Origin of the sequence: Pseudomonas sp. LLC-1 (assembly GCF_002992185.1) — a bacterium.
In the GTDB taxonomy this organism is placed as follows: Bacteria; Pseudomonadota; Gammaproteobacteria; order Pseudomonadales; family Pseudomonadaceae; genus Aquipseudomonas; species Aquipseudomonas monteilii.
In genome coordinates this window covers 36336-61661 of sequence record NZ_LUVY01000003.1, presented here as the reverse complement: position 1 = coordinate 61661, position 25326 = coordinate 36336, and the positions used below count along the sequence as shown (strand labels likewise).

Here is a 25326-nt window from a genome sequence, read left to right as displayed (position 1 = left end):
ACGAAGAAAGGGACGAAAGTCCCTTTCTTCGTTTTTGCATGTCTGAAGTTTTTCCCCGTCCATGCGCCCTATGCTGGGTAGGGCGCGATGGGGCGTGCTCAGCGGTAGCTGATGGTGAAGTGCAGAGCACCTTGGGCTAACCCAGGTGTTACCTTGGGGTCGAGTTGGTAAAATCGCGCCCTGAAGTCCAGCTGAGTAATCCCCACTTGCAAGGGTTTGACCGATACCACTTCCTGTAGGGGTAGCTGCCTGCCATCGCCATGCAGGATCTGAATGCCAAAGCCCGCTGCAGTAGAGCCGGAGCCAAGGCTGAAGATACCGTTCTTGGCATCCACGACAGTGGAGCCTTTTGTACCATCCAGTTCGATGTGGGCAAAAGCTGTACCCGCTGCGCTGTCATCCTCGCAATCACTAAGCCGAATACTGAATGGCGTGTCCGTGCCGACCGGGCCGGGGCCTGTGAAGTCGGCCAAGGTGTAGTCGCCGAGCTTTACCGGGTCGGCGCTAACGGGGTTGCCCAACAGCGTGCATTGCGCTTGCTTGACTCTCGCCTTCAGGGTGTAGTCCAGAACCCGGCCTCTGTCATTGGTGACACCGTGGAACATCTGCTTGTCGACAATGTGTTCCCCAGGGGCAATTGGCCCGGTCTTGACCAAGGTCACGCGCCCCCTCAGAACGCCGAGTGGCGCAGCGAAACCCGTAGCGGTAAGCATGGTGCCACTGTAGGGCACGCTCTGCGTGCCATCGTCGGAGGTGAACGCATTGGGAGCAGACCCATCATAGGGGAACCCCAGGGTAAGGATGGCACCGATGCCATCGACGTTGGTGCGTAGCACGCTATCGGCAGAACGTTGAGCGCGGACGGGTATTCCCGGCACCAGGGCGGTGCTGGGTATCATGCTCGCCGTGGTGGGAGGGGTTGCGTCGTAGAAGCACTGCAGGTTGCTGCCCTCACGGTTACGCACCGCCAATGGCAAGTCGGCAATGACTCGCCCTATTTCAGCATCACGAGGTACCCAAAGGCTGCCCAGATCGTGCTCGAACGTCATGTAGGTGGGCAGCCCGCCATCCCACTCGCACCGAGCGTACGCCGGGTTGCTCGACAGCCAGATGGCCAGGCTGCAAGTCACTACGGCAAGAGGCCGCAAGGCTGTGGGGGCGAATATGCTCATGATGCTGCTTCCTGATTCGTGCTTGTTTCAGAAGGTGTGCCGGCCTCGCGGGGGTGGCACGCCAGCGTTTGAATGCGATAGCCGTTGACTGCGGTGATGTTCTCGGGGGTCAGCATTACCTGGCACTCGCGGGTACCTTGGTCCAGCCATTGCGCCTGTAGCTGCTGCTCACCTTGATGCTCGGTGGCTACCAGTGCCTGGCCGGCTTGCCCAACCACGGCCACCGCTTGCCCTTGTGCATCCGTCAGTTGTGTACCGAACGGCAGCGGGCGGCCGTCGGGCAGTTGAAGGGTGAGGACCAGGCGCATGACCTGTCGGCTTGGGAACGTAGCCTTGACGATGGCCCCTCGGCGCGGTGCTACCCGCTGCACGGCATTGTCGATGATGAACTCGGGGGGCAAATCGTCGGTGCGCAGTACCAGCGGGTTCAGGCGGTAGGGCCGCAGGTTCGGTGCCAGCAGATAGCCGCCCTTGTTGGCCTGGCTTGCGGGTGCATTTTCCAGTGTGATACCGGCAGCATCCGGCACGTGGACCAATGCACTGGTTTCGCTCAGGTAGGGGCCCAGTACCAGGCCGCCGCCGTGGGCCAGCAGCGCGCCGCTGGTATTGAGCGATACGCTGCGGTAATCGGTGCCTTCGGTGTAGCCGGCGCCATAACTGGCATTGGTGCCTTGGTAAGCGAGCGACAGTGCGCCGCTGCTGCGCTGCTGCTCGTCATGGCTGAGCGAGACCTGGTAGCCCAGCCGGTTGTTCATCAGCCCGCCGTTCAGGCTGGCCCGCTGGCTATTACGCCCGTCCTGGTGCTGCAGGTCGAAGGTGGTGTTGTGCCGTTGACCGAAGTCCAGTGGCAGTGAAAGGCTCAGGCCAAACAAACGGCTGTCCCCGCCACGTTCTGCCAATGCCTGGGAGGCGAACAGGTTGATGCCCAGGTCACCCCAGCGTGTGTTGTATTGCACTTGGTAATTTCGGCGCTGGCCGCTTCTGTTCCAATAGTCATCCTGCGAAAGCGTAAGGCTCACCGAGCTTTTACCGAAGTTCTGGTAGATCGAAGCTTCCAGGCGGCTGCGGCGGTTGCCCAGGTAACGGTCCGACTGGTTGCGATCCTTCACCGCTTCATCGAAATCACGGTAGCCCTCGGTCGAGTAGCGGTAACCGGCAAAACGCAGGTTGGTGCCGGTCTGGAAGCTTTTGCCATAGCGCATGGCAAAACTGTGGCCCTGTACCTGGCCGGCCAGGCCGCCCAGATCGGTGCGTGCCTGGGTTGCATCGAGCGACAGCGCTCCAAGGCCGGCAAAGTCGCGGGCCACGCCAAGGGCGCCGGCGTGGTAGTAGTCGCTGGCGAACGCGCCACCGTACAGCGTACTGTCCCAGATCCCCCCACGGGCCAGGGTCGCTTGCCAGAACACGGGCCGCTCAAGATCTTCGGCGCCGTTGTAGCGGCCGACCGTGGCGCTGTAGCGCCATACGCCTTCGCGCAGCAGGTTGGCCAATGACGAGTAGGGTTGGGTGAAGCGCCGCACCTGGCCATCGGCCTCGGTCAGGATCACCTCCAGTTCGCCGTGGCCAGCGCCGACATTGAGGTCGTCGATGGCATAGGGGCCGGGGGCGACGTAGGTGGAATAGATGGGGTAGCCATTGTGCAGCACTTCGAGCTTGGCGCGCGTCTGGGCTACGCCGCGTATGACCGGGGCATATTGCTGCTCGGTATCGGAGTGCATGTCCAGGTCGGATGCCACCTGTGCGCCGATGAACGGGACGCTGCGAAACACCTCGCCACCGGTGAAGGTTTCACCCAGTGTGAGGTTGGCGCGCAACCCAGGGATATCACGCTGCGCATAGGTGTCGCTGCGGCTCCAGTCGGTCTGGCCATCGGCATTGTCGCGCAGCGCCTGGTTGCTGCGCAGTCGCCAGCCTGCGATGTTGATGCCGCTGTTGAGGTACAGGTCGTGGCTACTGCGGTTGCGGCCGTTGTGGCTTTGGTAATGTTGCGTGGACGCCTGGTAGTTGATGAAGGCGGCATTGATGCCGGCGTCCCATCGCGATTCGGCGATCGTGTCGGACGGTTGTCGGTGTAGCGCTATCTGTGGGATGGACACCGACAAGCGCAGGTTCGACGGGTCGAAGTCGGCGTAGGCGTGGGGTACCAAAGCGGCCAGGTCCAGGCAGCGATCGTTGTTGGGCAGGGGCGCTTCCAGCGCTTGCTCACGCAGGCCCAGGTCGCGCAGCAGGTCACCCGTCAGGCAGGCTTGCAAACCTTGGCCGTCGTTGTTGCGAATGTCCACTTCGCGTGCGTCCAGCGGTGTGTGGTTGACCAGTAGCTGAACGCGGTAACGCCCGGCCGCCAACGGTTCCTGTTCCGCCAGGGCCTGCAATGCCAGCGCGCCGGCGTCGCTGGCCAGGCCGGGTGCCTGACGCATGAACTCGGCCTGGAAACGAGGCGAAGAGGGGGTGGCGAGCGCGGGTGTGACTAAGAGCAGGATCAGCGGGCTGCCAAGCAGCGCGAATCGGGCAGGGCGCGGGCGTGACGACACGGGCCTGCGCCAGTGGAGCTTAGGCATGGAAGGAATCCTGGGGCGTTATCGCTTGCAGCTGGAGGCGCAAGGGAGGCTTGGTTGCGTGCTTAGGGTGGCGTGCGCCAGGCGCGTGGCTGACGGGGCCGTGTTGCGGGGGTAGATTAGGGGCGGGGGGAGAGGGGGGCTGTAGGAAGAGTCTTGATAACGGGCCGGTGGTTTCGATAGTGGGAATAGAGCTGGGGTGTCAGGCGACACCCCAGCACGTGATCAGCCCAGATTATACTCCCCCTGGTTGAAGTCCATGCCATTCATCAGAAAGCAGTCTTCCATCTCCGGAGTATTTAGTAGGTGCAGGAGGCTTTGGCGGCTGCAGCATTAGAGATGCTTCATGGTGAACAATTGTTACTTGGGGTTCACTGACTGTCATTTGCCCTCTGCGGCTCCTGAAAACAGCGGCTCCTAGATTTTCTCGCCTCAGGGGTGGGTTGGCGCTAGAAGATCTACTCGAACTTGAAAGCTCCGTTTGCGTACTACTATTAACAAAACTGGGGGAGGGGTTTGACTGTAGACCCATGCCTGTGGGGTTTGTCGGTATGTCGCCCAAGCCTGGCTGACTCGTCGCCGCGACAAGCCGATTGATCGCCTGCAGATGCGCGCCTCCCTTCGTCGCTGCAGCAACGCTCGCTTTAGCTGCCGCTTTAGCGGCACTGGCCGCTTTGCCTAGTCCCCAAAGTTTGTAGAGTGATGCCCCACCTACCATACCCGTTAAAACCTGAACCCCGTACCCTATGCCCGATAGCGTATTCGAAAGTTCTGGGTCACTGTTGTAGACAACTGCCGCACCTATCTGCAAACCCAGAGCAACAGCTTGCCCGATAACCGTGATTGAGGCTTTCACGAGGGTGGCGGTCGACGCGATCGTGGCCGCGCCCGCCGCCAGAGGCACTGCCATCATTCCGGCCGATACCACAAGCGCAATCGCCGCAACCGCCACCCCGATCCATGCTGCAATGGGCGTCTTGGCTTTAGGCGGTGGGTCCACGTAATCCGGTGGTACATCTCCACCGGCCACCGAACTAACCCTATGGCCGGTAGGGTCCCGCCATTTCACCGGGTTGCCCAGTGCATACACATAAGGATTGGGGCCTGATACCTCAGGCGGCAGCGAATCCGGGCTGTGGAAGCGCATCAGGTTGGGGTTGTAGGCACGATAGCCGCTGCCAAGCAGGTACCAGCCCAACCCCGCTTCACGCAGTTCACCATTGAACGCCAGCAGGTTGCGCAAGCCATTGTTTTCGGGCTGTTCACCGTACGCGCTGTAGCTGGCATGGCGGGTGCCATCACTGTCTACTTCTGCAACCACGCTGCCGGCAGTGTCGGTCAGCAGCAGCTGGTTGTCGTTCTGGTTCGCGCGTTGCACACCCACTGCCTGGCCATCACCGTACAGGTACTGGGTGAGCAGGTCATTTTCTTGGGTGCTGTCCAGGCTATTGCCCAGATAGCGCCTTTGCACCTGGGCCTTGCCAGCCTGCGTGGCGGCGAACAACTGGTCGTGGCCATCGTACAAGTACTTCATCAACTCGGTGTCGTTGGCATCCAGCACACGCTGCAAGCGGCCATGGCTGTCATATTCCAGCTTGCGCCCTTGTTCGTCGTTGAGCATGTTGCCCCGCGCATCGTAAAGGAACGTCTGCTCTGCGCTGTAATCTGCGAGTAAGGTATGGGTCACCTTGGTCAACTGGAAGCTGGAGTCCTCAGCGTAGGTGAAGCGCGCGGTATCACGTTCGCCATCGGCAAAATCAGTGCGGCAGCGGCTCAGGTTATCCAGTGCATCGAAGTCGAACGTTTGCGCAATGATCGAGCGGCCCGCTGCATTGCGCGGCAGTGCCTGCCAGCGTTCGCCGTCTGCTTCTTCACTGTCCCAGTCGCCTTCGTAGTCGTGAGTGGTCAGGCGGTCGAGTTCGTCATAACCGAACACTTCCTTGCGGATGAAAGCGTCTACATCGTCATCGTTGTCACGGTACAGGGTGCGCGACTCAAGGTTCTTGCCATCACGCCATTTCAGCACCAGCACCCTGATTTCGCCGTTGGCATTGAGCGTACGCCGATGTTGTCGGCCCAGCGGGTCGTAGGTCTGGGTTGTGCGCACATAACGCTCGGCATCGCGGGTGGTCGTGTGTTCCAGCAGCCCTTCGCTGTTGTACTCGAGTGTGCATTCCAGTTGGTCCTGGGAAATGGTCTGAAGCCGCCCAAGTGTGTCGTAGCCATAGTGGCAGGCAATACCGTCGCTGTGCTTGCGGTAAATCAACCGGCCATCCAGCGAGTGCGCATTGTGGATGTCGTACTGCGCTTGATCGTTCACCTTCCAATACTCATGGGCCAGGTAGCCTTGGTCGGTGTAACTGTAGGTACGGTTGCCGTTGCTGTTGGCAGCCGAGGAAATTTGCGCATCGCTTGGGAAGTAGTCGAAGCTGGACGCATCGGGCGCATGAGGCTGCGATACATCCTCGAACGTCGCTGCCACCTTGGAAGGTTGGGTGGTGAGGTTTGGCTTGTACTCGTAATGGGTGACGTGCGTGCGTTTGTCGGTGCCCTTGCTGTTACTGATGGAGCGCTTCTCGACCAGTTGTGTCAGCCCACGGTACTGGTATTTTTCCACGCGCGGTCCTACGGTCATGCGGGTCAGGCGATCAAGCCCGTCATACTCGCGCGAGCATACGGGCTGCGCCGGATCACCGCGGGTATCAAGCATTTCCAGCAGGGTAGTCAACTCGCTGACGCTGTGCGCCGCGAAGGTACGCAGGAGTTTGCTGCCGTCTGCCCGAACGGTTTCGCACATGCGCCCCCAGTTATCGTAGGTGTACTCGGTGACCAACGGTTTCTGCTTGCGCGTCTGCGCGGGGCTGAAGGTTTCCTTGATGCAGCGGCTTAGCCCATCGTAGGTGTAATCGGTGCGGTCGATCTCAACCCACGAGATGCCTTTTGTTGCTTCGTCTTCCACCGGCAGCAGCAGGTACTCATACACGGGTTTTTCGGATGTGTTGTATTCCACGACGCGCAGTTGTTGTTTGTCGCCGGGTTTGTCGGGGCTTACGCTCCACATCGTGGTTTTGTTGCCCTTCTCACCGAAAGGCGAGAACTCGGTGATTTCTTTCACGAGGTCCGGGCGGGTGACCTCGCAGCGCTGCCCCCAGGCATCGTAAGCGTAGCTGGATGTCAGCTCGACCACGGTTTCTGCAGGGGTGTCGCTGTCGGGAGGCGCGGGGAGGTAATCGAACTGTGTTTCGCTTGCCACGCGCCCGATGGAGTCATATTGGGTTTTGGACGTTATGCGGGTAATTGTCTTGCTGGGGTCATTCAGGTCTTTCAGTGTGCGCTCCACACGTACCGAGCGTTCGAGCCCGTCATGATAGGCGCGGGTGATGACCTTGTTGGGGTCGGTGATCTGGGCATACCAGAGCGAGCGCTTGTCCTCAATGACCTGGCCATAGTCATAAGCAACTGTGGCAGCATGATCCGGGTCATCTGGCGCCACGGTCTGTTCAAGCAGCCGGTTGAGTGAATCATAGCGGTAACGGGTGACCACGCCGTTGGCATCTTCCTCTTCGATGGCGCGGTTACGCAGCGACGAGTGTACAGAGGCCGACGTTTTCTCGATCGTACCGCCGTGGGGCGAGAACGTGGTTGTGGTCTTCAGGTAAGTTGGTTTTCCCTGCTCGTCGTTTATTTTTTCATAATGCCAGCGGGTTTTCGACGTGCAGGCGCCCAGCGTGGCAGTCTTTAGATCGGAGCGCCCGTGCAGCAAGACATTGTCTGGCATGTTCAGGTGGCTCATCTCGACCCGGCGCAACCGTTGTTCGGTTTCTTTGCCATCATCTTCCAGGGTAACTTCGAGGGTCTCCTCGCTGTCAGCAACCAACCAATAACTTGCCTGCTGCAGCGAGGCTGTTGCGCTCAACACGTCCATCGCTTTGTAGGTGTACCGGGTGCGAGTGATCGTAGCGGGCTTCCCGGTTGCTGCATCGTCAGCCGGGTAAACGGTAATACTTTCAAGGTTGCGCTTGAACCCCTCCTGGTCCGCCGGGCAGCCGTCACTTTTGGTGGCGGGATAATAGGTGCGGACCATGCGTATGCCACTGGCAGTCCGTTCCTCCTCCAGGTTGCCTGCCTTGTCGTAAATGAAGGTGACGAACTCGTCACGGCGGTCGACGGGATTACCAGAAACCGTCCAGGTCTTGGTCATTTTGCTCGGTAGTTGCAGGCGTTCATCCTGTTCTGCAAAACCGCCACTGCGCTCGTGGTACTCGGTTTTCAACGTCTCGGTACAGCCGGACTCTTCGGTGACTTGCTCGGCCAACAAATGGAAGCGGTTGAATGTGCGCGTGACGGTGCGGAGTACCTTGCCTTCGTAGTGGTGCTTGACGGTTGATGTGTAGTTGAATGTACTGCCGGTAAATTTGTACAAGTGGTCCTGGTTGTAGTTTTCATCCCAGACTACACCCGACGCGCCATAACCCAGGAAGTTATTTTTGCTAAAGTCGTATTCGGTCTTTATGAAGGTTGTTTCATCAAGCCGATCGGGCTTCACAACAAGGCTGGTTGCATAGGGGACAAACAGCTCCAGGCCGGGTAGTTGGTGCCCCTTTTCTTTGTAAACCAGCTCCTCTTCACCCCCCAGTGGGTTTACCAGTTTCTGCAGGCAACGCAAGGAATCGTAGGAAGTATAGTCAAACGTCCAGCTGTGCTGGTCGGTGGTGGGCATGACTAACGTGCGCAGTTCTTCACCCTCGAGCGCCAGGGTGAAAGACACATGCGCTTCAGTGCCAGGATGAAGGTCCAGCATGGCTTCATGGTCACCGTTGAACGTTACCGTAAGCAGTGTTAGCCCACTGTCGTCATGGATAGAAGCCAGCCGGCCTTTGCTGTCGTCGTAGGCCAATGTGATGCCGTGGCCCGATGGCGTCATGACCCGGGTTGGCAGGCAAACCCGGGGGGCGGCTTTCAGTGGCTCAAGTAGCTCTACCAGGCCCGCTTTATGGGCAATCCGGTAACGTTTGCCTTTATCGTTGCTGATATTCGCCACATGAAAGCTGTCAAATTTGCGCTCATGAACCACAACAGGTTCGTTCGGGCCGTTGTCAGCGATCGCAAAACTATCCCCCGTGTGCAGGTCCAGTACGCCACTGTCCAGGTCGTATCGGCTCAGTTTCAAAGACCAGCCAATACCGAAGCCTGCGTTCGATTCGTTCAAGGGGTTGAAATTCAGGCTCAAAGGCAGTTCCGGGCCCTGAAGGTCATTGGCGTTCAGGGGGGGGATTTCAATAGAAAATGTGTAAAGCCCCGTGCGGGGGTCGACACTACCCTGGGTGTAACTCATGAAGTTACAGGCATTGGACTGTATAGCCATGAATAGCGTCCTTATTCAGTTTCAGTGGTAGGTCGGCGGCCGGCGGATGTCTGCACGATGATTCTTCCCAGCGAGTCGCGTGTTGCCGGGTTTTTGGATTTGTCGACAACGAGGATGCCAAGTGCTGTAGGTATGAAGCTACCCTTGCCGTTGCGGTTTACATATTGGTCGATATCGTGCTGGTCGAGGTCAGAGGGCGCGTGCGTTGTCTTCAGCTTAATCCACCACTTAGGTGCATCTCCTTCCATGGCCTTTGATTGCAGTTCAATGGTGGTGGCCGATGGGATATTGATCATGTGTATCTTGCGTGCTGAAAAGCCACCCATTTCAAGCACTTGCCTTTTGTCGCTTCCCGCGCCTTCGACGATCAATGCTCTGGAGTCGCCGCCTCCCTCGTTGTCCACTTTTTCATAAACAGTAATGGTGCCAGTTGCTGATGGTGAATGTTGGCGTGACATAGTCATTAGCTTCCACTTAATTGATTGATGATTGAGGTATGCACGCGTCAGCGTATAGCGTGTCCAGGCAGGGTATGACGATATGGGGTGCCAGGCACCTAGCAGAAATGCCAGGTCCCCAGGTGACGGGGTGCGGTGCTTAGGGGGGCGTCGGGGACCTAGTATTTTTGCTAGTTGTTTGGGTTCGGTACCCACTCTATAACGGTATGCAGCCGTTGCCCGCTGAGCGTAGCGATGCAATCAATAGAGTAGAGGCCGACATTGCATGAAGACTAATGAAGTGGAGCTGGAGCAGCCGTCAATTTCAGGGCTGACTTCTAGTAACGAAATCGACCTGGATGAATTGGGTGCAAGTGATCTGCTTACGTATATAAAGTATACGGGTATGCAGCCTGACCATGAGGTGGTCATTAGCTGGTTAGGTGCCGACGCGGAAGGGACGGCGTTTGACGATGCAGGGTCAAAGTATTATGTCAGGCCGGAAGATCTTGAGAAAGGCGTAGAAGTAAAAATAGAAAATGCTGTTGTTCGAAACGCCGAAGGTGGACAAGCTTTTTATTCATACGTGGTAACTACAGTTGGCCAGTCACAGCGCAGATTCTGCCTCGTGGGTATCAGGGAAAAGGGTGATGGTGAAGGTTTAGCGGTCATTCAAGCTGTTCAGTCGCATGACCTGGTCATTAAGCCCGATGAGCTGGACAGCGCTGGCGTCATGTTCATCGTTATGCCCTATCAGGCGATGCAAGTCGGGGACGTGATTAACTTCACGTTCCAGGGCTTTGATGAGGATGGTTATGAAGAGGACCCGGAAACCGAAAAGTTGACGGTTAAAAAAGAGCATTTCGATAATCTACCCTTAATGTTCACCGTGGGTAAGAATATTTTTCGCTTCATTGATCCGGGCACTGCTAAAGTTTCTTACAGTGTCGACTTTGCTGACGGCGGGGCCCTGGATTCTCCCGTCCAGGACTTTGTCATCGATTCTGAGGCCTCGCTGCCAACACCTCTCCCGGCTCCGCGTATTGTGGGGTATACCCCGGGAAAACCGTTGGATCCTGGTAACTTCCGGGATGGATTGACAATCCATATTGACGGTTACCCCGGGATGTCGATTTCTGATCACGTCACCCTGTACTGGCGTAGCCCGGTACGTGAGCTGTTTACACACGTTCGTGTCGATGCCAGCACGCAATCCGTCGGCACCATCGTACTGCATGTGCCTGTCGATTTCGTGCTGGAGAATCAAGGATTAAACGTCAGCCTGTCCTACCTCTTCAGCCGTGAAGGGGCAGGTTTGCAATCGCAGCCGCTGAACGTGGCCATCGCTACCACGCGGGTGTTGTCCGTCCCCCTGATCGACCGCGCGACACCAGACGAAGGCAAGGATCATGGCACCCTGCCTGGCGCGAACGGCGTTGGCGGTGTTCGTGTTCGGGTACCCGATGTGCTGTTGCCGGGCGAACGTGCTGAAGTGCTTTGGCGTGGGTGGCCGGTATTTGGTGAGTACGTTGCCAATACACCCGAAGGGGCTGATCCGCTGGTTTTTCTTATACCAGAAGAATTCGTACCGGCAAACATCGGGCGCGGCTCGCGGGACCAGAGCAGGCGCTTTGAAGTGGCGTATCGCGTGCTTGGCAGTGGTTCTCCGCTGGACTCGGCGCCTTACCATTTAAGGATTACCCCGCCCGTTCCCAGTGGAGATCCGCAAATCCAATGTGAAGGTGTAGTTGGGCAAGCCTTGTCGCTATCGAGGGTGCCAAGTGGGGGGGCCAAATTGACGCTGGGCACCTGGAGATTTGGCCGGGTTGGTCAACTTCTTCATATTTGGGTAAGCGGCGTAGGGCAAGAGGGAGATCTCTCTGAAGACCTGCGGACTGCATCTATACCCGTGACTGAAGAGGAAGCGGATATGGGCGTTGAGGCTAAGTTGCCAAAACTGTTTTTGGAACAATTAAAGCTGAATGACCAGTTTACGTTGCATGTCGCGTTGAGCTTCGATGGCGGGGCGCTATATAGAGTGTTTCCGGAAATGAGTATCACGCTGGAATCTTGAGTGAAGTGCTAGTTAGCGTATTGTCAACGCAGTGTGAGTGTTATTTATGTTGAGGCTGCGTATTGTTAATTAATTTTAGAGTGTGACAGTTATGACCAGACCTACGTTTGAAAAATACATGAAATACCTCCGGGCAGAACCGCGTACTTTGGGGTGGGGGGCGCTACTGGTTTACGATCGATTCAGGGCTAACAGGCTGTTGGCGCAGGAGCATATTCAGCGTTTTGATGACAGTGAATGGCTGCCGCCTGTCAGTTTCAGGGCAAGTACGGAAAATGGTAGTTGGACCGAGGTTCGCGATCTCGTGATGGACAAGCCTCGTTTGTCGTTCGCGAATTCCAATATCGCCAGTTCCAAGGCGCGCTTGAGCATGAACGTCATCGGTGGCGTCATCACCCAGTTGCGCCAGTTGCCTGGAAGCAACCAGATGGAATTGGTGAGCTATACGGTGCTGAGCCCTTTAGGTGGGCCGACGGTCCGGATGGACATAACCCTGAATGAAACCAACAGCGGCAGTATTGATGACGAAGGCCGGGTGACATTGGATCTTTCAACGGGGCAGGGGTACACCTTTGAAGTTTCCAGTTGGAAGGAAATGAACGAAAAGCTCGGTGAGGCAGTTAAAGCTGAGTTTGAAAAATGGCCGAAGGAGGCCAGGGTATGGGAGCTCAATATCATCAAGCCGGTAGCGGGGGCGCTCAATCCTCAAGAATTTGCTGTTCGTACACATTCGCTGGCACGTTCACAACAGATGACCAATGCCACTCAAGAGGAGCAGGAGGAGGGCGCTGTTATCGTGGGGGTCTCGTTTGTTAAGGACAAGACAGGAACCTTTCCACCGAGCGATAAGGATATGCCCTATCTGTTGCCGTCGCCGGTGGATGCAGAAGATGATCCGTTTACAATGAATGTTCTTTTTGCTAATGAAGTCTGGGTCAAGGATCAATTGTGGCAGTTGGTGCGTGACATCCCTGGGTTGATAAATCTTAATATGGATCGTGATCAAAGTGGCTTTTTTTCCACTGTGAAGGCTGATGTCGGATTTACGGTGCAAGGGCGCACGGACAATACGATTCGTGAATATGAGCGTTATACGTTCATCACATACGAATGGCCGAATCTTGTTTTTTCGGGTTCTTTTAAAATTGTACATACTGATGATGTTCTGGTCGTTGAATGGGATGTGGCATGTCCCACTAAGGAGTTGGTTGTTATCTTTTACGACTCGGTTCAGACTCGTCGTCATGATCCGGATTTCAATGTTTCTATTTCGGTGAAAACAGAACTTCGAATTAAAATGGTGGATGAGGGGGGTAAGCGTGGTGATATAGAAATTGTGCCGGGCAAGGTGGAGGTTAACTATAATGCCCAGTTTTGGGGGGCGATCACAGCTACATTAACAGCTATGTTAAGGAATCGTTTGATGATTACATTAAGCCCCATATTGATCCCCAGGTGAATCAAATGGCCGCCAAGGTTGCTGTCATGGCGTCAGGGATCAAACCATTTAATGTTCTACGCCTTAACAGCCTTTTGTTCCGCAGTGATGATGTTGCCACGCCACGGTTATTGGTAACGCCTGGGGAACTTTCGCTGTTAGGGGATCTGGCCCCCAAATTGACAACCTTCGCTGTAGAGCCGCTTGAAGAAAAAGTGAGCGCGGCCCCAGGTAACACGGTTAAGTTTCATCTCGACCCTGCCATTGGCGGGACGGTTAGCTGGAGTGTCAAAGGTTTGCCAGATGGCTCAACTGACCCCGAAAAAGTAGGCGCTGTTGTGGATGGGGTCTATACACCTCCTGAAGTCGGGGCGCTAACCGACAGCTATAGGCGTGTCATCGTGACAGCCACGGCAAATGGCAACTCGAGCAGCGCATTGGTAACGGTCGTGGCGGACAGCGTTGCTATCTATCCCTATTTCCAAATTGCAAATTTCAAATCCGGCGATAACCGCCCACGCTACGTTTTGACAGGTGGCAATATAAAGGGTGACTTGAAATGGGACATGACCAGTTCAAGCAAAGGCACCGTACGTGAAGTGGAAGCCGGTGATTCCGATCTGGATATTCCGGTAGACAAAAATGTGCGGATCTATGAATCCCCGGAAAAAGCCGTCGGTGAAGCCGGCACGGTGGACGCGCTTGTTCATCTGGACGGCGTGGAGGTATCGGCGGGCGGGCAGACGGAAGTGATCGATATTGTCATCCCCTGGAGAACAACTACGGCGGGGCTCAGAACTACCGCGCAAGCAGGAGGTGGCTTAAAGCTGGCGCTGTACTTCGATAATGAAGAGACAGGAGAGGAGGACGAACTGACACCCGCAGAAACTCTTTGGAAAGTTTTCAAAGGCGCAGGTCAGATCAATCCCACTACTGGCATCTACACGCCAGGGCCGAACGAAGGCCCTTACATCATCGTTGCCGGTAGAGAAACACCAGCAGAGCGTACGCCCATCTGGAACTACGCGGTTATTCCGCTTTCGCGCGTCGAAGAATATGAAGCGTTCTGTGCGCATGTTCGTACCCATAATAAGCAAGGGGAGATTTGATCATGGCCACTCATTCCAAGCGCGAGTTGCTGGATGTTCTGAGCAAAGGCGATGCAATGTATGGTTGGGGGGCGATGCTTGCGCTCGGCCGTGATTCGGTCAACCAACTGCTTGAGGCGCGTTTCATTGAGCGTTTCAGGAACCAGGATTTTATCACACCCATCAGTGGCGAATATTACGGTGATGCGCAATCCACCGAGCTTGTGGTGCTGGATGGGCTGATGCTCGGCCCGCCCGCGCTGTCGTTCGAAAAGGCTTCGGGCCGCACCAGCACGGTGACCGTGGTCATGGAGCTGATTGCCGGCCGTTGCAGCGCGCAGGAGAAATCACCCGGAAGTGCCAGCCGCTTGCGCAGAAGCCATGAACTGACCCAGGGCATGGGTTACACGCTGCAGATGACAGCGAAGCTTGTGGTGGTACCTGTGCCAGGGAGCAATCAACAGCAACTGGCTATCGATCTTGGCCAGGCCACCGATCCGATCTGCAACCTTGCAGTTACCGATCAGGCAGCGCGCAAAATGGGCCAATTCATCCTGGGGCAGTTGCAGCAGCAACCGGCCTTCGAACCACTGTTCGGTTTTATCAATTTTTCCCCTATTGGCAACGATGTACTGACGATTGACAGGGTCGACCCTATTGCACAAAAGGCCCCTGAAGGCGCCGGGCAGGGCAGTCAGCCGCAAACAGACGGGGCAGTGCTGCTGCTGATGCAACTACGGGGTGACAGCGATGCGGGTGACATTCCGGATGCGTTTACGTATTTGCTGCCGCGAAAGGAAGCAACAGAGGTGAGCAACTACGGTGCCACGTTGTTGCTGGGCAAGCTAAGGGCAAAGTACAGCACATACCTTGCCTCCGGCCTGCTGGCGCAAGTGATCATGCCGGAAGGCTATATCGTCCGCTTCCTCGAAGATGAAGAGTTCGACCCGCATGACAAGGTCCTGTTTGGCGACATTCGGCCCGGTACAGGTACCTGCCAGCTTTTGCCCGCACTGAGCCATATCGGTGCTGGACAAGCCTTATCCTACCAGGTGAGTTGTGACACTGGCCTCTACGGCTGGCAGGCCCATGACATTATTAGCCCACGAGCAGCGGGTGCGATCAATAACGGAACCTACACTGCCAGGCCAAGAGGCCAGCTGCCGAGCGCTCAGCGTGTAGTGGTAGTGTCAGCGAAGGTTTCAGAGGAGGCAGATGCGGCTACCCGTTCAGCGTTGTTGATCGAATCTTCGGAGCCGCTGTCAATCTCGCCGCGGGTTGTTGTCTGGTATTCGGGCCAGGGCGCTATCACCTTTACCAGCAACGCTGCCGGTAATGTCGAGTGGAAACCGCTAGACGAGAAAATGGGAGAGTTGGTCAAGGATGCCGACGACCCCCGGCGGGCGGTGTTTACGCCAGACGAGGGTTCTGTGCCGCTGGTGCGTTTGCAGCGTGTGGAAGTCAGTGTTGGCGAGGCCAAGGGCCATGCAACGGTCGTGATGCTGCGCACGGAACCCAGATTGCAGGTCACGCCCCATTATGTACCCCGCCTTGCACCCGGCGCGGGCCGGCTATTTGCGCTTGATGACGACCCGGCAGATCGCTGGGAAGTGTTTGGGCCTGGAAACATCGACAAAGAGACCGGGGAGTATAAAGCGCCTGATCAGCCCGATGCTGAGGTCAGTGTAATCGCCGCGTTTTCCGGCCCCTTTGCGGGCGTTGCCATTGTTGAACATTACGCAGGCCTGTCTGCGCAGGCCATGGCATTGCAGGACCGTTGGAAAACACTCAATGAATTTAGCCTCAGCTTGAACAATAAAAAACGAAATATGGTGTTTGCAAATGGTTACCAGCAAGTAGGCATTGATATTGTCATTGGTACTCACAGTTTTACTGACCAAAACGGTGAAGACGTTTGGGACCCGGTCAGTAATGCTGAGCTGGCTACATTGGTGCTGCTTGACGAAATTGGCAATGAAATTCCTTATTTGACTGACGATCAGCATGGTATTCCAGGCGATAGTTTGGAAGTGTGGGCGGCGAAAAAGAAGCGTAACCATTTTGATTATTACCCCGTGGGCAGTTCGGATAGGGCGAGCGGGGTGCGAGGGGAAGAAGAGGGCAAGCGTTACGTCACTGTGTATGTGCATTCGAAGGTGGCGGAAGTGGCCAGGTTCACGGCCAAGTTTCAGGCTTATGATAGAGCGTGGAAATATTCGTACAGCGATGATAATCCAGACAAAGAGAAAGGTAAGATCGAATTGGAGGGAGTCAAGCTTCCCTTGCCTAACCTTGCCGCGTTCGTATGGCCAAACTCGGGCGGCAAACGGGTTTTTGAAGAGGATGGATCAAGTACGCCTACTGATACTTTCAATTACTGGCATCGCACCACAGACTATTGGTCACTGTCTGGAAACGGCATTCAATTGGTGGAGATGAATTTCGAATCCGCCTCGATGATTAAGTGGGAGTCGGAGCAGTTAGCGGAAAGTTTCGCCACTTATACCGGCATCGCCTTCAAGCCACGACGTCCTGAGGAGGCTCCCCTCATGCCAGAAGGCGTGCAGTATCAGGCCGAGCTGCAATTACTTTCTCAAGAGCCAGGTATTCAGGTGGCGCTTGATCCCGAATTCAAAGGGCAGGATAGGCCGTCTGAGGGGGCGATGTTGATCACACTGGACCGGGTTTCGAATTTCAATTACTGGTCTCCGGTAAAGTATCGAAATAAGCTCGATGGGGCAATGAACTTTACCGTAACCGATAATTACGGTACGACGCACAAGCTTAAAATTTTGTTTGGGGGCGGTACGAATGGTCGAAACTATCTGGAGCTGGGGCTTCAGTAATTGCCAATTGACTTTTTGATAGCGAAGATCCGAAAATGACAACACAATCATTCATTCATTCCAACGCATTCAATTTCATGAGCTTTGTGCAGGGCGGCGTTGATGAGCGTACAGGGCAATACACGCTCAGTATCGAACTGCCTGAGCTTCCGAGTAATGCCTTGGTTGGCCCGAACCTGCCATTGCGCTTGAGCTTCAGCCCACTGAACAACGTCAATAGCGGCTTCGGTAAAGGCTGGACGCTTCAGCTCAGCCAGTACAACCTGAACGACAACAAACTTGATCTGCATACAGGGCAGAGTTTCAAAATTTCCGATAACGGCCCCGGTGAGCCTGCTCCTGTACCCGAACGCAAGCTTGAACTCTTTCACTTTGAAAACAGGAGTGAAGGCAACACCCATCGCTACCGGATCGCCCATAAATCCGGCATCGTCGAATGGCTGCAACCGCAGCCATCGGACCTGCGACTGGCATTGCCTGTACGTGTAGAAGCCCCCTCGGGCCATGGCATCACACTGGCTTATCACCCCACAAAAAAAGGGTGCCTGCAGTCAATCGTCGACGATGCCGGCCGTACGTTGTTGAAAATCGAATATGTGGGTGATAGCAAGGTGGAACTCACATTCTTGCCAAACTCAGCCGCTTCCTCGTTGTATTCATTGCTGATTTCCGGCGATCGATTGACAGGGGTGACACTGCCTACGTCGAACGGCGCGGGGTGGACCATCGATTATGCGCAAAAGGGTGAGTCACTGTGCATCACGCAATTGGATACGCCGCTTGGGGCTACCGAACTGATCGAGTATCAAGAGCGTGGGCATCTTTTCCCGGGTAGCACGGAAGAGAAGGGCCGGGCGCTCTCCTACGTGAATCGCCATGTCATCAAGCCCGGCGCCGGGCAGGCAGACATGGAAACGACCTACACGTATTCTGCAAGCAATTTCCTGGGATATGGCTCGCTGACCAGTTGGGCGGATAATGGCGAAGACAATCTCTACCGGGTGGCTGACCGCACATTTACGTATGGCGCCATTGCCACGTTACATCGCGATGGCGAGCCAGTGCGCACGGTGGAGAAAATTTACAATCGCTTTCACTTGATGACTGAGGAAATCACGCGGGAGCAAGCCTGCACCCGGCGTATCAAAACGAAGTACCATGAGCGCGACAACGATTTTGCAGAGCAGCCCAAGTACTTCCAGATGCCGGCAACGGTGACCACCTCATGGGAGTTCGACTGCCCGGAAGCGCCTGTGCATCCGCGTAGCGAAACGGTGACTACCGAATACGATGATTTTGCCAACAACACGCTGGAAGTTCAGCCCAGCGGTCTAAGCATCGAGCGCACGTTTTATCCCCAGGATGATGACCCGGAGAAGTTCGTACGCCATGTTGAACAGGAGATCGTAAAGCCGGCCGAAGGTTACGAAGCGGGTGCACAAACGCTTCGCACACATTATCGCTACGCGCTGCATCCCTCTGTAAAGGCTGACGGACTGGGTTGGCTGGTTAACCGACATGAAGACAAGTACCAACTGCAGGGCGATGGTTCGCAGGCGGTGCTGCAAGAGATCAAGCGCACTTATATAAATAAGTCTACCGACCCCCTCACCCACGGTCGGCTGGAGCAAGAAATAACGACAAGGAATGGGCGGCAGACGACGATCGACTATGGCTACTCGGATACCCCCGAAAAACCGACGACTCATCCGGTTCTGGTAACTCAACAAGTCATCACCGGTTTCAACCATGGGGCCGAACACCATGCCCGCAAGGAAATTACCTTGCAGCATTCGTTGCTGATTGGCGAGCCGTTGCTCAACCGTGATGACAACGATGTAGAGATTGAATACGAATATGATCTGTTGCGCAGAGTGATACGCGAAACCGTCGCACCGGGAACGGCTTACACCGCATCGCGCCATTATCATTACGCGTTGGTTTCCAGCCCGGGTGGCAAGGCCACTCAAGAGCAGATAGACGTCAAAGGGGTTTCAACCTTGAGTACTGTCGATGGCCTTAACCGGGTTGTCGAGGCCAAGCGCATCGATCGTGATTTTGTGCAAAAAGGCCAGGAGCCGAACTATCGTCCAACCTACAAGGCCATGTATGACGGGCTGGGCGATTTGATCGAGGAAGTTGAGTTCGACTGGCACAGGGACGAAGATGTACCGTTGAAGACCACTTTCAGTTATGACAACTGGGGGCAGCGCTGTAAAACGGTGGGCCCTGATAAGGTTGTGCATCATGACCAGGTCGACCCCATCGGCACACCGGAACGGCTGGGGCCGGTGCGGCGTACATGGAGTGAGTCCGAGGACGCAGTGCTTGGCAGCGGCCAAACCATCACGTTCATGAACCTGTTCGAAAAACCAGTCAGAGTCGAGCGTTTGACAGCAAGCAGAAAGCCTTACAGCGTTCATCAGTACTTCTACGATGGCCTTGGGCGTTCAGTCAGGGAAAAAGATGCCGAGCAGAATGAAACGTGGTTTAGCTACGATGCGTTCAATCGGTTGGTAGATCACACGCTTGCCGACCGTGCGCTGGTTCATCGCGACTATGCTTTGCACAGTACTGGAGACCTGCCGGAACTGATTCAAGTCACTCGGCGGGGCGGTAGCGAACCGAGCGTGCTGGGCTTGCAGCGGTTCGACGGGCTGGATCGTCTGGTCGAGTCGACAACGGGTGGCCGTCTGCGAAGCCTGGAGTATGAGCCAGGCCAGCGTAAGCCCAAGGCGGTGATTACGCCCAAGAAAAAGCGTATCGAATATAAATACGTGCCGCAGTTGGGTGAAGAGGCTGTTGAGCGCAAGCAGGTCGACGCGGGCATTACAGGGCATTTTGATTATGACCCACAGAATGCACGCTTGCTGTCGTGTTCAGAGCACGGGGTTGCCATGACACGTGACTATTTCAGCACGGGTGAGCTGAAATCAGAGACATGTTCATTTGACGGTGGCAAGCCTTACGAAATGAAGTACGTGCATAGCTTGCAGGGTAAGATGCTGTCTTACATAGATGTGCTGGGTGCTGAGCAATCCTACAGCTACGACGGGGCTGCTCGCTTGAAATCGACGAGCCTTGGCACACTGCACAGTAACTTTGAATACGATGACCTGGGGCGCAACGATTTCTTCGAGACGATTGACAATACGCCGGGCGAGCCAGCTCGGCGGCTTGGCACCCAATTGAAATTTGACGATTTTGATAGAGAAATCTCGCGTACATTCGATTTCGGGGATGCGAAGCAAACCTTGAGTCAGCGATATGACAAGGCGGATCGAATTATCGGCAAGGTGTTGCGTCAGGGGAAAGAGCTGCTGCGCAGGGAAGTGTTCGATTACGATGAGCGGGGCCGTTTGGTCGAGTATACATGCGGTGGAATCGATGAATATTTGCCTGTGGATCCTTATGGTAACCGTATACGTCGGCAGACGTTCAGGTTCGATGCGGTCGATAATATCACACGTGTGCTCACCGCACATGCTCAAGGCGAAGTAGACGTTGTCTACCATTTCGCGAATCTGGCCGATCCTGCACAACTCACTGGTTTCACGGTCAGGGGCATGTCCGTGCAACCTATCGAGGTGCGGCTGGAGTATGACGATGACGGAAATATGGTGGTTGATGAACAGGGGCGTCAACTAGCCTATGACGCCTTGGGGCGCCTGGAGAGTGTCAATGGCTTTGCCTATGGATATGACCCGCTGGATCGATTGGTCTCTCAAGAGCAGCCTTAAGTCATCCTGGTAGAGTACCTTTAAAATAGGGCCGCATTGCGGCCCTTTTTTCATGGCTGGAAACTCATGAGTTTGTCACCTGGTAATAGTGCTAGTTGTTCAGAATGCCGGGATGGCTTTGAATGCTTTCAGCAGCGCAGCTACCCGTCAACCTGATAAACCAGAGGCGCATCATGAGTGACTCCAAGGCGTACAGTGCTTCCGAACGCGTGCGTAAGGCGTACCTGCGTTCGCTTGCAGACCATAAGCCCCATCTTGATCCCCGAATTCATTCGGGTATGGAAGACTTGGTAATTGATGGGAGTATGCTGGCCGATCCACCCAGTGGATTGGTCTACAGAAAATTTACAATTGAAGAAAGCGGCGGTCCCGCTGACCCTGCATTGCCCTTTGTATTGAGCGTGCCACTCTGGGTGAGGACACGTGAAGACACGCTTCGCATTGAACACTCCAGGGATGGTGCCACGTGGACGACGGTTTACGAAAAGGTTGGCGATTTTCGCGAACCCGGTACGCCTGATCCATATCCCGTAGTAATCCCTAAAGATCAAGACGCGCTGCGAGTGGACGGCACCCACCATTTCAGAAGTTGGGTCATGAATATCAATGGGGATACTTCCTGGTCGGGACCCCTGACGCTGATTTTCGACCGAAATCCGCCCTATTCGCATGCGGCGCCGCCCAAGTTCCCTGATATCCCGGTTGTGACCGATGAATCGTTGAAAGTGGGTGCCAAGTTGAAACTACCCGCCTATTCCAGCTGGGCAGAAGGCGATCAGGTCTTGGTGTACTGGATGAGTCGCCTTCCAGACAAGGTTGAAGACCTTGATCCACCGATCGTGGCGCTACCTACGACAGGTGCCGATCAGGAGCTATCGATTCCTGAAGATAAAATCCGCGCCGTTGGGGATGGCGGGGTGTATGCCCTCTACCTGCTGGTCGACAAGGCCCTCAACATCAGTGCGTTGTCTGTCTGGACCAGTATTCCTGTAGCGTTGGGCGAACTGCCTGCTACCTTTGATGACCCTGTGGTGCCGTTGGCCACTGCGGCTGACGGTTTTTTGATTGACCAGGCTGACGCTCATTTGGGTGTGGAAGTATGGGTCCCTTGGCAGGAACATATGAAAGCCACCGATACTGTGGTGGTGAGTTGGGGTGGCATAGCGTTACCGGCTGAAACGGTTGGGTCTGCTACTAAAGAGAATATCCCGGTAAAAGTATCCGATGAGGTATTGCTGCGCGCTTACGGTAATAACAAGGGGCCCCTGCCCACCACTGTCAGCTATGTCCTGATGCGTGGTACCCATCCGGTGGGCGGCGCTGATACTGATATTAACGTAGACTTCGAAACCATGGACCCAGGTGGCCCCGATCCAGAATGGCCACTGCCCATTCATCCCGGTTTAAAAGAAGTTGTAGTCAAGGGCAGGGGAGGCACGAGTGACGACAATGAATTGAATGCTGATGATGCGGGTTTAATTGCCGATCTGGAAATTGAGCTCTACAGCTTCGTCGAGGAAGATGATGAACTTGAATTCTATTGGGCAGGTGAGCCAGCGGCGACTTACACCGTGTCAGGCACCGACAGCCCAGGTGACACGGTATCGGTAGAGGTGCCTTGGGCTGTCATCGAAAAGGGTGGCAATGGCCCGGCTATACTTGTCGATTATTTGGCCTCACGCCCAGGCGTGCATAACCCTGTGCGCTCGAAAGTTACGCCTGTCTCCGTTGATGCAATCACTATTACACCTGTTGCCGCAACATTCGAACATTTGGTAAATGGCAGGGTTACTTGTACTTCGATACAACGCAGTAACGATCATGCTGACGGGCCCGCTGTCGAGGTGTTGATTCCGGACCTCACTGAGTATTATCAGTTCTCTCCATTTACGCAGATTCAAGCAAAGTGGTGGGTGTACAGAGGCGAGAGTGATGATTTAGGTTTCGATGAAATTGACGCTGTCACATTAGACATTCCGATCGCTATAGATAGTGAGCATCCGATCACGGGCTTTACCTGGCGGATCCCCTACGAGACCAATGTGCTTCCCACACATGAAGGGAACCCGGACCCAAGGTTCAATAGTTCTCGCGCAAATGTGCAATATACACTAAAGACGGCCAAGGGAGACATACCTTCGATTGAAGCCAAGGTGGAGCTTTCCTTTATGCCACCCTCTGGTGTTTGTGATCCTGAAGGTGGTGGCATCTGAATTAACTTATGCTGCGCGAAAAGGATGTCGCGCAGCGTAGGGCTATTCGCGCTAGTTTGTAAGGCTTTTCCTATAGTGGCTGGATTTATTTCCTGTAGCTTGTTCGCGATCGGCACCGACTCATGTGTTTCATTCACTCATTAACGTGCCTGCTTCTAGATCTGCATGAGATTTTGGAAATGAAAAGTAACTTCAAGAAATTTAAAGTTCGCAATGGGCTGGTGTGTTGCATGGCGGCGCTGCCGTTAAGCTTGTATGTAGGGGATGTGGCGGTGGCGCAGGTCATCGTCGACCGTGACACGGTCATCGATGGCAGTAATTTGCCTGATAGTTATCAGGTTCAGGGCGGTGCAAAGCTGACGGGCAACGGCGCCAGCACGGACCAGATCTTCCTGCGTGAAAGTGGGGCGCTGGAACTCAACGGTAGCACGGTGACATCGGCCAGGGACGGTGTGTTGATGGAGGGGAGCGCGCGCGCTGACATCAATGGCAGTACCATCACCAGCGATGAGCGTGGCGTTGTCTTGGGCCGCAGTAATGGCGTCGGCTCGCAGGCGTGGGTTACGGGCAGTAACATCAGCGGCAGGAAGGGTGGTGCGCTCATTGCCAGTGACTCAGAACTGCACCTCAATGGCAGTACGGTACAGGGCATAGGGCAGGGCAGTGCCGGCGTGCGCATGCTCAATGGCTGGCTCCAGGCGCAGGGCAGCACGATCGTCGGCGCACAGGAAGGTATTTTGGTAAATACCGATGGCCGTGCCGGCGAGGCCCGTATCGATCTGGATGGTTCGCAAGTCGTCGGGAAAGACGGTTCGGCCATACTGGTGGATGGGGAGACCGAAGGGGGTGCCACAGCCAAAATCACGGTCAGCAATGGCGCACAGCTTAGCGCTAGCAATGGCAACCTCCTCGAAGTGCGCAACCAGTCGAGTGCCGACCTGGCTGTAGTGAACGCCAACCTGGTGGGCAACGTAAAAGTGGAGGAGGGGTCCAGTGCAGCCATATCACTGGATCGGCAAGCTACGCTCACGGGCCAGTTGGAAAATGTCGGCAAACTGTCTATTGGCGATCAGTCACGCTGGACGATGGTTGACGACGCCAAGGTCGGCGATCTGGTGCTCGCTGGCGGGACCGTGCAGTTTGGCCAGCCCGATGCATACCATCGGTTGACGCTGGACAACCTGTCAGGTGAAGGCACGTTTGAAATGGATGCCAACTTCGCCACCGGGGAAACCGATTTCCTTGATATCACTGGCACAGCCACGGGCAGCCATAGCTTGCTGATCGGCAGCAGTGGTGCAGAGCCGCAAGCAGAAAACCAGCTTCAGGTGGTGCATACGGGCGGGGGTGATGCCTCGTTCTCGTTGGTTAACGGGCCTGTGGACCTGGGGGCGTTTTCCTACGAATTGGTACAGCGTGGTGACGACTGGTTCCTCGACGGTTCGAGCAAGATCATCAGCCCCGGCACCCGCTCGGTATTGGCGCTGTTCAATACTGCGCCAACCGTATGGTACGGCGAGTTGACCTCTTTGCGCAGCCGCATGGGCGAGTTGCGTCTGGATGATGGCAAGGCCGGTGGCTGGGTTCGGACCTATGGCAACAAGTTTGATGTTGCCGCAAGTTCCGGTGTTGCTTACAAACAAACCCAACACGGGTTTTCCCTCGGTGCAGATGCGCCGCTGCCGGTTGGTGATGGTCAATGGTTACTGGGTGTATTGGCTGGTTACAGCCGTTCGGACCTGAACCTGGAGGGCGGCACCAGTGGTGAGGTGGACAGCTACTACCTCGGGATGTACACCACCTGGCTTGACCGCGTCAGCGGGTACTACTTCGACGGCGTAGTGAAGTTGAACCGCTTTGACAACGACTCCACGGTTGCCTTGAGTGACGGTGCACAAACCAAAGGCCACTACGGCAACAACGGTGTTGGCGTGTCGGCCGAGTTCGGTCGTCACATCGAGCTCGATCAAGGGTATTTCGTTGAGCCATTTACCCAGTGGTCCACCGCTTATATTCAAGGTAAAGACTATCACCTGGACAATGACCTGCAGGCCCAAGGCGACGCTGTCCGGTCCGTGCTGGGCAAGGCTGGTGCGACAGTCGGGCGCAACTTCGAGATGTCAGCGGGTGGCATTGTTCAACCCTACCTGCGTGCTGCCTACGCTCACGAGTTCATCAACAACAATGATGTAAAGGTCAACGAAAACCGCTTCTCCAACGATCTCTCAGGCTCCCGCCTGGAGGTGGGCGCCGGTGTGGCTGTTACCGTAGCGCAAAGCCTGCAGCTGCATGCCGATATCGATCACAGCCGCGGCGAACATATCGACCAGCCCTGGGGTGTGAACCTTGGCGTGCGGTATAGCTGGTAAGTACTCATCAGGAGGCCCTAGGGCCTCCT

At 55.7% G+C, this 25326-nt stretch carries 11 protein-coding genes; 7 read left to right on the top strand and 4 right to left on the bottom strand.

What is annotated here, in order from left to right; genetic code table 11:
• Positions 1-98: 98 nt before the first annotated feature.
• From A0O30_RS01805 to A0O30_RS01785, 4 genes are all read right to left on the bottom strand, one after another.
• On the bottom strand, positions 99-1172 hold the full coding sequence (locus A0O30_RS01805; RefSeq protein ID WP_105945386.1) for a fimbrial protein: 1074 nt from the start codon (positions 1170-1172) through the stop codon (positions 99-101).
• Positions 1169-3730 carry a fimbria/pilus outer membrane usher protein gene (locus tag A0O30_RS01800; RefSeq protein WP_177410242.1) on the bottom strand — a complete coding sequence of 854 codons (2562 nt, stop codon included), beginning with the start codon at positions 3728-3730 and terminating at the stop codon, positions 1169-1171. Before A0O30_RS01800 ends, A0O30_RS01805 begins: the two co-directional genes overlap by 4 nt.
• Before the next feature lie 232 nt (positions 3731-3962).
• Positions 3963-9092: an RHS repeat domain-containing protein gene (locus A0O30_RS01790; RefSeq protein WP_105945383.1), complete on the bottom strand. Its 5130-nt coding sequence runs from the start codon at positions 9090-9092 to the stop codon at positions 3963-3965.
• An 11-nt stretch (positions 9093-9103) separates the two neighbouring features.
• On the bottom strand, positions 9104-9556 hold the full coding sequence (locus A0O30_RS01785; protein WP_146256290.1) for a hypothetical protein: 453 nt from the start codon (positions 9554-9556) through the stop codon (positions 9104-9106).
• Positions 9557-9815: 259 nt separating this feature from the next.
• Here A0O30_RS01785 and A0O30_RS01780 point away from each other — a divergent pair, with 259 nt between their 5' ends.
• The 7 genes from A0O30_RS01780 to A0O30_RS01745 all read left to right on the top strand — a co-directional run bounded on the left by A0O30_RS01780 (position 9816) and on the right by A0O30_RS01745 (position 25297).
• Positions 9816-11603 (top strand): hypothetical protein, encoded by a 1788-nt coding sequence (locus A0O30_RS01780; RefSeq protein ID WP_105945381.1) that lies wholly within the window; start codon positions 9816-9818, stop codon positions 11601-11603.
• Positions 11604-11694: 91 nt separating this feature from the next.
• A complete protein-coding gene (locus tag A0O30_RS01775) occupies positions 11695-13062 on the top strand; it encodes a hypothetical protein (protein ID WP_146256289.1) in 1368 nt (455 codons plus the stop codon).
• A gap of 5 nt (positions 13063-13067) precedes the next feature.
• Positions 13068-14150, top strand: coding sequence for a hypothetical protein (locus tag A0O30_RS01770; RefSeq protein ID WP_105945379.1), 1083 nt, complete (start codon positions 13068-13070; stop codon positions 14148-14150).
• 2 nt (positions 14151-14152) lie between these two features.
• Positions 14153-16975 carry a hypothetical protein gene (locus tag A0O30_RS01765; protein ID WP_105945378.1) on the top strand — a complete coding sequence of 941 codons (2823 nt, stop codon included), beginning with the start codon at positions 14153-14155 and terminating at the stop codon, positions 16973-16975.
• A gap of 35 nt (positions 16976-17010) precedes the next feature.
• Positions 17011-20715 (top strand): RHS repeat domain-containing protein, encoded by a 3705-nt coding sequence (locus A0O30_RS01760; protein ID WP_105945377.1) that lies wholly within the window; start codon positions 17011-17013, stop codon positions 20713-20715.
• Between the two features lie 173 nt (positions 20716-20888).
• Positions 20889-22928: a hypothetical protein gene (locus A0O30_RS01750; protein WP_146256288.1), complete on the top strand. Its 2040-nt coding sequence runs from the start codon at positions 20889-20891 to the stop codon at positions 22926-22928.
• A 179-nt stretch (positions 22929-23107) separates the two neighbouring features.
• On the top strand, positions 23108-25297 hold the full coding sequence (locus tag A0O30_RS01745; protein WP_105945374.1) for an autotransporter outer membrane beta-barrel domain-containing protein: 2190 nt from the start codon (positions 23108-23110) through the stop codon (positions 25295-25297).
• Positions 25298-25326 lie beyond the last annotated feature (29 nt).

Excerpts from the sequence above, each read along its gene's own strand:
- A0O30_RS01805 (WP_105945386.1), bottom strand. The coding sequence starts at position 1,172 with ATGAGCATATTCGCCCCCACAGCCTTGCGGCCTCTTGCCGTAGTGACT.
- A0O30_RS01800 (WP_177410242.1), bottom strand. The coding sequence starts at position 3,730 with ATGCCTAAGCTCCACTGGCGCAGGCCCGTGTCGTCACGCCCGCGCCCT.
- A0O30_RS01790 (WP_105945383.1), bottom strand. The coding sequence starts at position 9,092 with ATGGCTATACAGTCCAATGCCTGTAACTTCATGAGTTACACCCAGGGT.
- A0O30_RS01785 (WP_146256290.1), bottom strand. The coding sequence starts at position 9,556 with ATGACTATGTCACGCCAACATTCACCATCAGCAACTGGCACCATTACT.
- A0O30_RS01780 (WP_105945381.1), top strand. The coding sequence starts at position 9,816 with ATGAAGACTAATGAAGTGGAGCTGGAGCAGCCGTCAATTTCAGGGCTG.
- A0O30_RS01775 (WP_146256289.1), top strand. The coding sequence starts at position 11,695 with ATGACCAGACCTACGTTTGAAAAATACATGAAATACCTCCGGGCAGAA.
- A0O30_RS01770 (WP_105945379.1), top strand. The coding sequence starts at position 13,068 with ATGGCCGCCAAGGTTGCTGTCATGGCGTCAGGGATCAAACCATTTAAT.
- A0O30_RS01765 (WP_105945378.1), top strand. The coding sequence starts at position 14,153 with ATGGCCACTCATTCCAAGCGCGAGTTGCTGGATGTTCTGAGCAAAGGC.
- A0O30_RS01760 (WP_105945377.1), top strand. The coding sequence starts at position 17,011 with ATGACAACACAATCATTCATTCATTCCAACGCATTCAATTTCATGAGC.
- A0O30_RS01750 (WP_146256288.1), top strand. The coding sequence starts at position 20,889 with ATGAGTGACTCCAAGGCGTACAGTGCTTCCGAACGCGTGCGTAAGGCG.
- A0O30_RS01745 (WP_105945374.1), top strand. The coding sequence starts at position 23,108 with ATGAAAAGTAACTTCAAGAAATTTAAAGTTCGCAATGGGCTGGTGTGT.